The following is a 14,012-nucleotide window of genomic DNA, read 5'->3' on the forward strand; positions in this document are numbered from 1 at the left end:
CTTTCTGTTTGTTTTTGAATGGTTGTTTTGGATCACAGCTTTTAATATTATTTTAAAAACTGTGATACAAAACGGATAAATTTCAAACCTATTTTATGAAGCCAAAGCAGCCGCATTGGCAGCCGCAAGGCCAGACTGTAACGATTTTAAATTAATTTGAGCTTTGTTTAAGTCTGCGGTTTTTAAGTTCAATTGATTTAATGTTTCATTATAGGCTTTTTGCATTTTGTTAAATTCGATCACGGCTAAATCGTAAGCATCTTTTAATAAAGTGTTTAAAGACGGGTATGGACTGTTGGTTTCCTGATCATTAATTAATTTATTGTATAATTTATTGGATTGTAAGTTTTCTAAACCCGATATGTTTTGTACATCTTTATTAGTTGATTGCGCTACAAAAGCAGAATTTAAAGCCACTAATGATAAAGCTACAGCGTTATTAGCATTATTACCAGCTGCTGTAATCATGGTTATTAATTGATCTGAAATAAGCGGGTTTTGTGCTTTTTTGCGAACAATTAGATTGGCTAATTTGTTAATCATTTCAGCAGTATAAATTAACTTATTGGTTACACTAGTACAATTTTGTGCAACATTTTCAGTTTTTTCATTTGCTTTTATCACTTCTTTTAACGCAATTTCAGAATTATCTTTTAAGTTTAAAGCATTTTTAACTACCGTATTCATTAAGGTTACGTTGTTTTGAGCCTGTGTTTTATTTGCATCAGCTTGTGTTAAAAAACCTTGATAAGTAGCTAATTTATCAGTTAAAGAAGTAACTATTGCTTGTAATTGAGACACTTCATCGGTTGCGTTTAATACTTGTATCGTTAAAGTATCTAACGTTCGTTTTTTATTTTCAGTAACCCCATATTTTAGAGGTTGGATTGTGAATATTGACATAATAAATTCTTTTTAGAGGATTAATTTTTTGGTGTTGTAGTATAAGTAAATGCATTGGTAACGGTAAAATCGGAAATGGCATTGGAAAACTGAGCCGTGTATTTTTCAGGACCAGAAGCCATGGCTAATACAACTGGGATATATTGATTGTCTTCCAAGAGAGGATTACCAAAGTTATCAGTAGTATTATCTAAGATAGGCAAGTTTACGATTACGTTGTTATCCTTAGATTTTACGATTTGATTACCTACAGGAACTGAATAATTCGTTATGTTTTCAGCAATTAATTGATTGAAGAAAAATCCAGGTTTTGGTGTCTCATTTGGTCCTGTTTGTTTTGAAGGGTCTTCTGCAGGATTAATGTTTCGTAAATCAATGGAAGTTAATGATTGAATTTTGTCTTTTATATCATTAATTTGTAAGGTAATTTCTACTGTGCCATCTGCGTCAACTTTAACTGCTTTTCCTTTTGAAGTATCTGTATCAGTGTTGGCATCTGCATCAACGGTAGTATCCGTATTATTTTTGGTTAACTGCTCTTTTAAAGCTTCTAAAGCGCTTAATTCACTCTTTAAACTTTCTAGTAAATTCTGATTATTAAACGCGTTAATTCGATCTTCTTCGTCTTTACGATTGTTTATTTCGGTATTAATATCTTTTACAATTTGATTTTCAACAGAAAGCAAACTTTCCGCTTTAAACATATGATTTACTAATTTAGTATTGTTGAGTAAAAACATACATCTATATTCTACATTATCTACATTTTCATTAACATTAAATTGTAGTACTTGAGAAGTAAAATTAGTAGGGTTTTCTTTTTCTGGTAAGAAACCTACCACTATGTCACTTGCATTTGGACTATTTAAAGGTGTTCTTAATACAAAATTAGAAGAAGCGGCTGTTAAATAATCATCAAAATTGTTTAAAGATTTTTTATAATCCAACGTAAATTGGGCCAAAACAAATACCACATAACTCTCCCCTAATACTAAATTATTATTATTGGTGTCTTTGATTTGAGGTAACAATATTTTTTTAGAAATACTAGCTGTAGTAAGTTGTTTGGCTCTTATTTTAAATGCGATATCTGGACTGTCTAGTAATCCTTCTGCTGTAGTTAAAGAAAAAGTAGATTTGTTGCTTTCTTTTACTACAAAAAGATAATAATTCTCAACAGGGTTTGAATTGTAAGTTGAGTTTGGCAGATTAATATCTAATTTATGAAAAGGATTTAAATAAGGATCAAATTGAACTGTAAAAGAATTTGCTGTTGTTTCAGTTACTTGTAAATTTAAGTTTAGCTCATTAATACTTGATAAATAGGTTGCTTTTGCCGCATCATATTCTACTTTCGCATCGATTAAGGCCCCTTCTGCTTTTTTCTGTTCGGTAGCTGCAGTAGAATAATTTGTGTTTTCTGTAATTTCTAAAGTTGATGTAGCTTCTAATTGACTATTTAATACGCTTAATAAATTGGTTATAGAAGCTGCTGTAGAAGCTGCCATATCAGCCACAGTACTAGCTGTTACTTCAGCAGTTAAAGAAGAGGCTTCCATGGCCCATTGCGAAGTTACTTCTGCATTATAGGCAGTGTTATTCATTAATTTGTTTACAGAAACAGCTTGCTCGTATATTTGGCTACCATAATCAGCCGCATTTAAGATGCTTACAATACTACCCATGTCGCTCGCTAAATTTACAATTGCATTGGTAGCAATTTGCACGTTAGCTGCTGAAACAGCCGCATTTGAAACAGATTGTAAGTTAGACTGCTTTTCTTGATTAGCGGTTGCTAACAGGTTATTGCTAAGGTTATTGTTGCCAACGGCTTCATCTTTAATAATTTCCTGCGCTTTGTACTTTTCTTCTGTTTGTAGTAGTTTTTCTTGTGCTGTAATCTTTGCGTCTTCAGCATAATAAAGCGTAAACATGCCTGCATTTAGTTGCGCTTGTGTGTTACTTAGCTTTAATTCTTGCGCTTGTAACGAGCTAACCACACTTGCATTAAGGTTTTCATTGTAGGAACTCATAATTATTTGATTTTTAATGTTTATATTATTTGTTATACTTCTTTTGTGTCATTATTCTTTTTAACTACTGTCAATTTTTATAAGTATTCTATTTTTCATATTGTTTTACTTAATAAGGCCACGTAACATGTAGCGGTTTTTCCATCCAAGGATATTTGATAATTGAGAAAGAAAAAGGCGATTGATTAATTAAAATATCATAGGCTCTTTTTTCTACGGTTAGTTCCCAACGGTCTTCTTTTTCGAGAAGCAATCCGTCTCTTACAAGCCAATTTCCTCTAAAACCATTTATGGAAGTTTCTCCAATGATACTCCAATAGGAAATTACTGCTTTGATAAGACCTTCTATTAAATTTTTTTCTCCTTCGGTTATAGAAATACTTTCCATAATAGGAGTTGTAATTTGTAATCCGCAAAGCACTTTATTTAAAGGTAAAAACACTTCTTCGGTAGTAGACAACCCTGTCACTACATATTGTAAATAATGTACTGCTTTTAATTGAGAGTCTATATCCTTAAATTGATTTTCATTAAGTAAGCCTAAACGATTCATAAGCATTTCAATGTAATTGTTTAGCAATACCACACCTGCATTTTTGATAACAATTGGAGAGCTATTAATTTCATTTACAGACGATTTTATGTCCATTTTTTTTTCAATTTTAAGAGATATAGATGGAACAGCAGTAGTAGTCGTACTATTTGTTTTTACTAATTGGTCAAAACTTATTTGTAGAGCAGGAGGTAATTGGTGTTTTACTTTCTCAATAGCGTTCAGAAACTCTTTTTTAAGGATGTTTTTCTTCTGATAGGTTTCCCAAAGTAATTCTTGCCAAATATGTTCTGCTAACAGAATTGACCAATTGTTTTCTGTCCATGCGATGAGTATTTTTTTAAATAAAATTTCTTGTATTTCTTTAGCCGTAATTCCTTTTAGTACGATTTGGCTCATCACATGATACAGTCGTTCTATGATATATAATTGTTGTTTTCCTTTATAATGTTCGTTAATAACTCGCATTGTTTTCTTAAAATCCATCCAGTTGTATAACTGTTGTTTTTGAAGTTGTGGTATTCTATTGTGTTTGTAAACCACTATAAATGTAGTAGGACTATATTCTAGCGCTTCATGAAATACTTCTAGTGTAGTTGCATTTTCTGTATTGGAAAACCAATGAGGGATTTTTCGTTCGGTAAGTAAAACAATAAATAACTCTTCCATGAGTCCTTGTGCTTCACAACGTTGCATTTCTTTAGAAAAGGTAGTATTTGAATGAAGTGTAATTTTTGAAAATGTAGTATTGTATTCCATTAGTATGTTTTTTAAAACAGGATCTATTGTAATGGTGTTTTTTTGAATAGTTTTTAGGATATCATTGGCATTTAACACTTCTTCTTTAATCATTTGGTCCAGCCAATGTGTGATAAATTTTTTGGTAATGTTTTGAAAATGAGTCTCTTGTTTTATGATTTTTAAGGTAATTTCCCAAAGCGAAAATTCTATTTTTGTAGACAATTTGCTCTGAGTGAAATAATTCATGAAATTTGAAAATATGCGAAGCGTTTCTAGTTCTTCTTGTAATACAGAATTACTGTTGTATGCAATCCAAAGACTAAACTGATACCAATTAACATTGCGTTGCAAAAAATGTATGTTTTTTGGAGTGATAGGGACAGTTGCTATTATTTTTAGAACTTCTTTTGCATTAATTTCTAATGCGGTTTCTATTATTTTTTTAAATGAAAATAGGATATTTTGTACTGTTACTTTTGAAGTAGTAGTTGAAATACAAAGAGTAATCCATTCCAATAGTTTTTTTACTGCTATAGTCTGACCATTAATTGTAACCGAATTAATTTCAGTTGAAGAGCTGTTTTTTATTACATTGGTATTGTCTTGAAATTTATTTTCATTAAGAGTAACAGATTTAGGATGTTGTTGAAATAATTGCAAGCGTAACTTTTCTAAACTATTAGACGCATTTGCAATAGCTTGTATTTTATCTTGTTTAAAAAGAATAGTAATAAATGTACTGTAAGCTAACTTTTGGGATGGAGTTAATTTTAAAAATAGTTTTTCTAGAACCATTTCTAAAAATTGCAAATGGGTTTGCTCAGAATGTAATATAATAAGTTCAATTCCTAAACGATACAGTTTATTACTATTTGGAATACTTAGGTTAACAATGGTAGCACTTTGTTGATTTTCTTTAAAAGTTTTTGCAATAATCTGTAATAATTCAATTTTAGACAATGCTATTTTTGCAACAAATAAATGAATGTGTTGTTTGCTTAGAATATAAGGAAAAAGTAATTGTAATGTTGTTTTGTTTTTAAATTGTTGCAGCACTTCAAAAGCTTCTTTGGGATGCAGTTGAATGTATTTAACAATCTCTTTTTGAATGGTAATACTGCGAAATGTACTGGTAGTATTTGTTTTTATTTGTAGTGCTAATTCTTCTAATAAAGCTATAAAACTAGTAGGAAAAAGGATTTTTCTTTTTTCGAATACTTCTTCCTTTAAAATAGAAGTCAGATTCGTATATATTTCTAAAGCAACAATGGTTTTAGAGGAAGAAGGTACTTTAACATGAGGTAATTGATCGTATATAACTTCTTTTAAGTTGTTATTCTTTTTGCCTAATGCAATTATGGTATAATTTAAAAAGGTTTTATTATCAAAAGGCGTGTTTTTGTATTCAAGGATAAATTGTATCCCAATTTCCCATAAAAGAAGTGCCTCTAGTTTTACATTCATTTCCTTGTACAATTTCTCAATAAAGTAGATACTTTCGATCAGTAGAGAAGATTGTGCTGGTATAATGGCTTGAAAAATACGTTCCATAGTTGGTTTTTCCAAATCAAGAACAATAGGATGCCAAAAGTGAGTATGATCTCCAAAAGAAGAAAATAAAGTTTTAAAACGAGTTTTATCTTCTCGAGAAAGCGTATGAATTAAATCGTTAAATTCAATTTTTTTGCTAGGTTCTTTTCGAAGGGTTGGCGATTTAAAAAGTGTGGTTAAAACTTCCCAATAATCTGTTTCATAATGAAATGAACTGTTTTCTTTTACAATAAGTGCGTCATTTTCTTTAGTTAAATAACTTAAAATAACGATAAAATCAGCTTTGGTACTCGAATTAACCTGTACTTGATTAATAGCTAATTCTATAAGATGTAATAATTCGGTATAAGCTACATTGTAATGATTCGACATTTGTAGAATACTACTTTTCATAAAAGCTACTTTATTAAAAATGGTACCTCTATCTGTAAATAAATAATTTAAAATCCAAAACCAAAGATTTCTTTTGAAATCCTTTTTATTTGCTGGAACCAAAGGCTGTTGCTGTTGAATTTGACTTAATTCTTCAGAAAAATTGATAATTTGCGTATGATTACTTCGTTCTAATCCTTCAATGATTTTTATAATATTTGGTTCGTGAAGTTGCCAAGCCATTCTCTTTCTAACATTCTCGTCTACTACACCTACTTTATAAAGCATTTCGAGAACCGATTGTTTATTGTTTTTAAATTGCTTGGCCAACATTTGATTAATAGAATGATCGGAACTTTTAAAATTCCATGACATTAAACCCGTTAAAAAGTAATGTTTAAGAAGGCTTATTTGGGAAACATTAGTATCTGAAATTTCAATGTTATTTTTTCTTTTTTCTGCATTCGTAATTATTTCAAAAAGAGTGTCTTGTAATTGTTGGGTTAATTTTAAAGCCAAGTCTTCTTCTAAATGATCATAATCAATAACTCCTAAATCTAAGGTTAATGATGAAATACTCCATGTTTGCGAATCGGGACAAAGCGTATCGAAAACACGCGCAATTTCTTGTTGCATTTTAGTATGGCTCCATTGACTCACTCTTTGTTGCAACTCCATAGCTTTTTCTTTCTGGTCAAAAGAATTTTGCCATTGCAATTTAGAGATGATATGATGGTTCAATTGATTCATAAACTTATTCTTGTATGGTTTTTAGAATACTAATCAAGGAGCTAGCTGTTGCTGTTTTTTTTACATAATTAGAGTAATTAAACACCAAATTGTTGTGCCAATTAGTGTACGCTGGAATTATCTTTTGTATGGTTTCTTGATCTACAAAAAGGGCATGGAAAGAAACTTCTACTGGGACAATATTTTCTAATAATAATTCTAATCTGTTTTTAAAATATTGAGTATTGAAATAAGGAATATAATCTGGAAAAATTAGGGTTATCATTGGCACATTTTCATTAGAAGTTGAGGTATTCTCCTCTTGTAATGAAAAATAAAAAGGAGTTTCAGTTGCTAAGGTTTCAGACCAGTTTGAAATTGGATTTTGGGTAGGTATTACTTCAACAGTGTAAGTAATACTATTATTTATCGTCATTATTTTGGTTGTGTCTGAAGTGTCTGTAGAGGTAATGTTTATAGCTGTTGCAGTTTCCAATAAACCATACAAATTAATCATTTCAGCATAGGTAAGTGGTGTACTTATTTTATAATAAGGTCCATTAAGAATAGAAGTGGTAATTGCAATGGTATTATTTATAGGGTACAACAAACAATTTTCAATACATAAAATGCCTTTTCGCTCATTTAGGAACCAAAGTGATTGCTGTATTTGTTCGAGTTGTGTCGTACAAGTGCTACACTTTTCATTTGTATTTTGACAAGTGCTACACTCTGAATCTAGCGTGTCTAAAATAGACTGTAGGTAATTAATATAAGGGGTTTTAAGACTTAATAAAAGATTAAGTTGTAATTCTAAAGCAGAGTAATCAATAAAATCTTGTTTTTTTACTTTTTCAATTTGATCTACCTTATGCGTATTAAAAATAAAGTCAGTCACAAAGTTGTCATATCTGTTAAATGAAAAATCTGTTTCTTCTTCAACATTAAAACAAGGTGAAGTTATGTTTGTTGCTAATGCTTCTTTATCTTGTAGTTTGTATTCAGATAAAGACGCTATCTTTTTAGCTCCTAAATAATTATAGCCTTTGTATCTATTGTAGGATAGTAAGCCAAGATTTTGAAGATATAAACTTTTAATAATGATCTTATCTTTTTGACTGTTGCCTGTGTACAAAGAACCTTCAATAACTGTATCAATAAATAAAGGCGATTCACCATGTCTAGCTAACAAATGATCTAAAATAGCATTACGTCGATTTAGGTTTTCACTTTCTTCTTCCATACAATTTTGTAAGCCTCTGATGTATGAATTGTAAGGATCTTCTTTGAATTTTATCCAACTCATTTCTTCTGCCACAGTTGAGGTTCTAGTTTCCAAACTATAATTAAAAACAGTATTGTTTTTGAGTAAAGGTTTTATATTGGGAACCGAATATAAAGCCTGATAAAAATAAGTAGGTGAGAAACTTAAATAAGGAACAGGATACATAATTTGTTCTTTTTCAGATGGTGTTTTCGTGGTATAGAAATTTTCTAATTCTGAAGGAGTACCTGTAATTCCATTTTTAAATGAAAATAACTGATGTACATTGGCCAACTGAGAAAATTGGTTGGCTAATATTTGATCATATAAAGTTAAATAGCCTTTTAGCTGACGGGATTGTGCAATTTCAAAATCGGAGGCATTAGAATTAATAGCATTTTCACCTACCGCATAAATATCAGGGAAAGTATTTTGTATAGAATAATAAGAATTAATGTCTCTATATCTTCCTTTGGGTAGCTTTTCTTGTTTATTTGGTGTAATTTCTGATACAAGATTTGAAAGTGATATCGCTTTTTCATCGTTTATAGCATTATGAGCACCTACATTAGTATAACTTACAGTTAATTCACTAAGATCAAAAGTGAGTAATTCACTATTTGTACCTGTTACAACATCTACAGGTTGTACTTCTTTAATTTGTAAATTTTGAATTGTACTAACAGAAGCCGTCGATTGGATAATATTGATAAGATTTCTAAGTGTAACACTATTTTTTTTCTGACCTAAATGGGCTTCGTTAATCCATCCGTGTCTCATATCAGGACCATTATAAATCGCATTGATGTTTTCACCTTCAGAAAGGAGTTCACTTTCATTTTCCTGTATTACTTTTGGAAAGATGTAATAATGAATTTTATTTTCTAATAAAGTAATTATTTTAGATGCTTCTTCCTGATTGCTAATTTGAAGTTGTCCTGTTAAAGTGTACTTTTTTTCTTTTAAAGGTTGTGGTACCAAAAATAATTCCCCTAAATTTCTACGTTTGTTTAAGCGATAAAAAACGGTATTGCAAACAGTTGAAATTGTAGCAGCATCTTTTATTTCAGGATTTAATGCTAGATAAATAGCATATATTCCTTTCAAGTAGGATAATTTACTTTGTATAGGAACAATAATAACATTGTCTACCTCACTTACTTCATCAATAATGTATTTGATATAATCGTTACAGGTTATTGGTGAAGTTGTAAGTATTTCATTCGGGAGATAAAACTGATCTTTTACAATGAGTTTGTCGTTATAATCGGTTAAAATATCTTTTACAGGAAAATTATTACAATAACCTAGTTCAGTTAAAGCATAACAAAGTTGGTCTAAAATAGTAACACCAGGATCGCTCGAATTGAGATTTGTCCATTCATTGCCAGCAATTTTTGTAATATAAGACAACCCTTCATTTTTTAACGAAGTAAAATCCTGAGTTAAAGGAAGTGGCGTGTTTATAATGTAATTAATCTCTTTCATTGATGTTGTGATTTGTGCTTGAAGCGATGAGTAATTCTGGATTTTGTACCAATGAAATAGAGGTCACATTATTTGCTGTAATTGTCGTTCCATTTTGATCTACTCTCGAAGTAGTAAAAAACAATTCGGAAACATTACTTACCCCAGGAATAGTTTTGATGTAATTGATAACATCGATATTGCTTAGCGGTTCATCTATTATAATTTGCTTGTTATTTGAGGTAATCCAAGGCGATAAAAAGAGAGCCAAACCTTTTTGTATTTCTTTTTGAACTCCTTGAAATTCATAACCATCAAAAAGTGTAATTGTAGCATTCACCGTAACAGTTAAAAAAGAAAAATTCGCTACAGATACTGTAGTAAATGCACTTACTCTTTCGCTTAAATAGCGTTGTATTTCTTCTTCTAAACAAATAGGAATCATAGGTGAAAGAGCATTATAATCTGTGAAATTTGCACATTTTTTTACCACATAAACTTGTACTTTTTGATTGTTATAAATAGATTTAGAATAAAAAATATCAGGAAATGCTTCTTGAATCATTCGATAATAATCGGTACTACTTGCAATACGATCTTTTGTTTTAAGACGGTTGCTTACTCTGGTGTTTTTGATGCTTTCCGTTTCCATTGGTTTTCCTCCAAAGGAAGGAAAAGGTTGTAAGATACTTTCAATTTCAGGAATAGATGCTTTCGGTTTCGTAATGCTATTCGCGTTTATGCATGGTTTAGTTGTGTCGTTTAAAAATGTGGTTCCAGAGCGCGACAGCAATACACCATTAGTTTGCATAAAAGTAATATCAGGATAATTTGAGATAGCACTTTTAGTAGCCAAACAAATCCAATAATTAGTTCCTGGCATGCTACTTGTTTCGTTACTACAATTTTTCGGTATATTAAATGTAATAATGCCCGAACAGCTTAAATTGTTAGTCTCATCAGATAACACAGGAAGTAGTTCCCATCCAGTAGCACTCAAATAATAATAATCTGGTTTCGTATTGGTAGGGATAGAACCTTCTTTTCTACCTAATTCAACATAAATATTCACTGTGTTTGGAGCAAGAACGTTTTTTAATTCAATATATAAAAAGCCCTTATAATTGTAACAAGAAGGAAGTAGTGGAATACCATTATTACTAAGAATTGTTTTTAAATGAGTGTCACCTACATTAAAGTTATAAGGAGGTAAATTACCCTTATTATCATAAATAGTGTAAGTTGTAAAAGGATTGGAAGCAAAACATTGTAATGGATAACTTCCAGTTTGGGTTATATCATAATATTCAGATACTGTGTAGTTTGCTGTTATTTTTTTTAATTTTGGAGTAAAAGGGAGTTTCGCAACGGGTGCCAATTTCTTAGGATTCATTTTTGAATCTTTTGAAATAAGCAAAGCGTTTTGAAGTGCAATATTAGAAACTACTTCTGGATAGATTTGACTACCAAAACCATACGGATTAGGACCTGTTAAACTCATTTTTATAAATCCTGATGTGCTTTCATTAGAATATACTAATGCTACATTTTGAAGGTTTGGATTAGAAGGTGTTTTCATTTCGTTTCCAGAAGGCGTGTTGTAACTAAAGAAACTGGAGTCTGTTAAAAGACATCCTTTAGTGTTATTGTTTGTACTAAAAAGCAGATTAGCAGTTGTTTCAGCTTCAGGTACACAATAAGGGTTTATCACATACGGAATAGGAGTGGTGCTTCCATCCGATGCAACAGTTACTCCTTCTTTAATCATGTTAAATGGAGACCAAGAATTATGGTTTAAAATTTCGAAATCTACCGTAAAACAAACATTATTAAAAGGAACTGTTGGATCGGGTTCTACAATGCCTAAAAGTTCTTTCAATAATTGCACAATTTCTTTTAGTAAAGCAATAATGGTATCTGCGATTTTTTTAAAAGCACTTTTAATAATGTTTAAGCCCCCTTTTAGAATGGCTTCTAACTTGTGAATAACACCCTGTGATTTTTGATTTACAGGAACTAATTGGGAGTTCTTTTTTTGGTTTTGAGTCGTAGTCGTAATGTATTTATTGTATTCTAAATAATAATTTTGAAAACTATCTGGAAGTGTATCCCAAGTTAAATCCATTTCTAATGTTTGTAAAGGCTTACTAAAAATTTCTGAACTACCAATAATAAAATTGCTGTTTATTAAAGGTGTTGGTCCAAATAATTCAAAAGGTTTTTTAGGATCCAAAGCCCCGAAATCATTAGCTAATTGTAAAGAAGCAACATCAGTAACGGTAATGTCAAATTGAAATGCTAGTATGACTGGAATTACTGTATTTGGAACAGAAGTAAAGGCTATTTTTAACATCGGCCATTCAGATGGATATCCCTCTGGATTTGTAGAAAAAGCTTCAATAGCAGGTTGTTTGCTGTCTAACGCCATGTTTAAAATAATAGCATTAGTATTGTTACTGTCTTGTGTAACTGTGGGTACAATTGCGAACCAATTTTCTTTGGTACTGAGATAAAAATGAGCTTCGTTTAAAAAAGAAAACGCATTAGGATTATTAAAAAATAATGTTAATTGAATGTTTCTATTACCCTCTTTGAGCAATAATAAAGGGGAAGCCAATGCAAAACCAAAATTCAAAGGAGTTGCTACTGGAATACCATTTCCACCAAAAATAGGCCAACCTTTTGTTTTTCCTGATTCATCTTTCTGGACTGTTGTGGGAGAGGTTATATTTTGTAAGTAAAAGGTGTTGTTATTATTTATGGTTGCAATATAAATCGTTTTAGCACTCAATACCGAAGCTGGATTTAAACTAACATCTTTATTAGATGAAAAAAAAATGGGGTTCTTTTCTGCATCTACACCAGCATTAAACAAGGTGTCTTTTGGTAATAAAAAAGGCGTATCTTTCTTATTCAATTGAATAGAGGCAAATACTTGATCTGGTTGTGCATTTTTGATTTGTTGTTTTAAGATGTCACTATAATAAAAATTCAGGTGTTTTTGTGAAATTTCATTTAACTGTTTGCTGTGGTTCATGAGTAAATTAATGAAAGTACGCATCAAAACAGTATCTGGAAATTTACTTTTAGTCTCTTTTAATTTATCGAAAGCAATTTTAGCATAATGCACTATTGATGCAAAAAAAGTAAATAACTGATCTCCCGATTTTTTAATAGCACGAATAAAATCTGGAATTTTATTTTTTAAAAAAGAAGCGTCTAAATGCAGTACTTCCCAAAACGTTTTTTTGTCTTTGTTTTGTTTCCAAATTTGTTGATTTGCCTTTTGAAAAATAGTCCATTCAAATGTTTCAGTAGTAGCAATTATTTTGTGTAAAGTCAATTGTCTCTTTAAAGACAATAAAGCCCATAATTGTGCACTGTAACTATTTTCTACCTGATAGATTATATATTCTTTTAAACTGAATTCTTGGTTGGATTGTAATAAAAAATGAATCCAGCGTTCTAGTTTTAAAAATAATTGAAAAACCTGATCAAAAAGCGTGACGATTAATGTACTGATGTTTTGATCGCTTTGATTTTTTTCATACAAAGTAGTAATATGAGAACAAGTATGTAAAAAATGAGCGTGTTTTTTACTCACATTTGTTTTAGAAATAGTGGCTAAAATAACAACAGGATCTTTTAATATGAAAGGAGACCAATTGCCATTAATTTGATTGGAAGCATCATAAAAATTAATCAGTGAAGCAAAATCAGCTATAAAACTCAACCAGTCGCGCTCTGTTCTACCATCTATCAAACTTGATGATGGTATTAAAGCTTCTTCTAGAGAATTCATAAACGTATTTTGATTCAAAGAATTCATTTATTATCTACTTTTTAAATTGGTTCCTTCCTTCAAAAAGAAAGGAAATACATAATTGTGTCTGGTATTGGTTTTATTAAAAACATATACTATTTGAATTTCTATAAGTCCTTTAACCATATCAACAAAGGCTACATTTACATCTTTTACTGTAATTCTGGGTTCGTTATGCATTAAAGAGAACTTAACGGTATCTGCTATTTCTCCTTTTAGTGTTTCATCCATTTTTTGGAAGAAATATTGTTGCAATCCAGAACCAAATCTTGGGTTTAAGATGCGTTCACCATTATTAGTTAATAAAATAGTATTTATCGATTGGTTTACATTTTGTTCATAACCCGATAAAATCAGTTGGTGATTTCCCGCTGAAAAAGTAACTGGAAAAGCCCAACCCGAACCTAGAAAATGGTTTTCTTCTTTATGTGTATTATTATTATCCACCGATCAATACATTAAATGCACCTAAAACAATACTACCACCATGCGCTGTGGAATCGCCTACCCGAGCGGCAGGCATACCACCAATCATAACCGTAGCAGAACCTTTTACAATAGAATCGGGCGGGCCTA

The 14,012-nt window shown here is 30.7% G+C and carries 7 protein-coding genes; all 7 read right to left on the reverse strand.

The window, feature by feature from the left end; genetic code table 11:
* Positions 1-93: 93 nt before the first annotated feature.
* Positions 94-903, reverse strand: coding sequence for a hypothetical protein (locus CX675_RS11570; protein ID WP_130735395.1), 810 nt, complete (start codon positions 901-903; stop codon positions 94-96).
* A gap of 20 nt (positions 904-923) precedes the next feature.
* The gene (locus CX675_RS11575) at positions 924-2,936 is read right to left on the reverse strand and encodes a hypothetical protein (RefSeq protein WP_130735396.1); all 2,013 of its coding nucleotides are present in this window, start codon (positions 2,934-2,936) and stop codon (positions 924-926) included.
* A 109-nt stretch (positions 2,937-3,045) separates the two neighbouring features.
* Positions 3,046-6,903 carry a contractile injection system tape measure protein gene (locus CX675_RS11580; RefSeq protein WP_130735397.1) on the reverse strand — a complete coding sequence of 1,286 codons (3,858 nt, stop codon included), beginning with the start codon at positions 6,901-6,903 and terminating at the stop codon, positions 3,046-3,048.
* A 4-nt stretch (positions 6,904-6,907) separates the two neighbouring features.
* Positions 6,908-9,634, reverse strand: coding sequence for a hypothetical protein (locus CX675_RS11585; protein ID WP_130735398.1), 2,727 nt, complete (start codon positions 9,632-9,634; stop codon positions 6,908-6,910).
* Complete coding sequence (locus CX675_RS11590) at positions 9,621-13,415, reverse strand: hypothetical protein (protein WP_130735399.1); 3,795 nt, start codon at positions 13,413-13,415, stop codon at positions 9,621-9,623. The genes CX675_RS11585 and CX675_RS11590 overlap by 14 nt, the downstream gene beginning before the upstream one ends.
* Positions 13,416-13,445: 30 nt before the next feature.
* The gene (locus CX675_RS11595) at positions 13,446-13,883 is read right to left on the reverse strand and encodes a GPW/gp25 family protein (RefSeq protein WP_130735400.1); all 438 of its coding nucleotides are present in this window, start codon (positions 13,881-13,883) and stop codon (positions 13,446-13,448) included.
* Positions 13,876-14,012 (reverse strand): PAAR domain-containing protein (locus tag CX675_RS20150; RefSeq protein ID WP_240723635.1); only part of this gene is annotated, 137 nt, incomplete at its 5' end. The genes CX675_RS11595 and CX675_RS20150, both read right to left, overlap by 8 nt.

Origin of the sequence: Flavobacterium sp. J27 (genome assembly GCF_004303025.1) — a bacterium.
In the GTDB taxonomy this organism is placed as follows: Bacteria; Bacteroidota; Bacteroidia; order Flavobacteriales; family Flavobacteriaceae; genus Flavobacterium.

Coding starts and splice junctions, on each gene's coding strand:
- CX675_RS11570 (WP_130735395.1), bottom strand. CDS start 903: ATGTCAATATTCACAATCCAACCTCTAAAATATGGGGTTACTGAAAAT.
- CX675_RS11575 (WP_130735396.1), bottom strand. CDS start 2,936: ATGAGTTCCTACAATGAAAACCTTAATGCAAGTGTGGTTAGCTCGTTA.
- CX675_RS11580 (WP_130735397.1), bottom strand. CDS start 6,903: ATGAATCAATTGAACCATCATATCATCTCTAAATTGCAATGGCAAAAT.
- CX675_RS11585 (WP_130735398.1), bottom strand. CDS start 9,634: ATGAAAGAGATTAATTACATTATAAACACGCCACTTCCTTTAACTCAG.
- CX675_RS11590 (WP_130735399.1), bottom strand. CDS start 13,415: ATGAATTCTCTAGAAGAAGCTTTAATACCATCATCAAGTTTGATAGAT.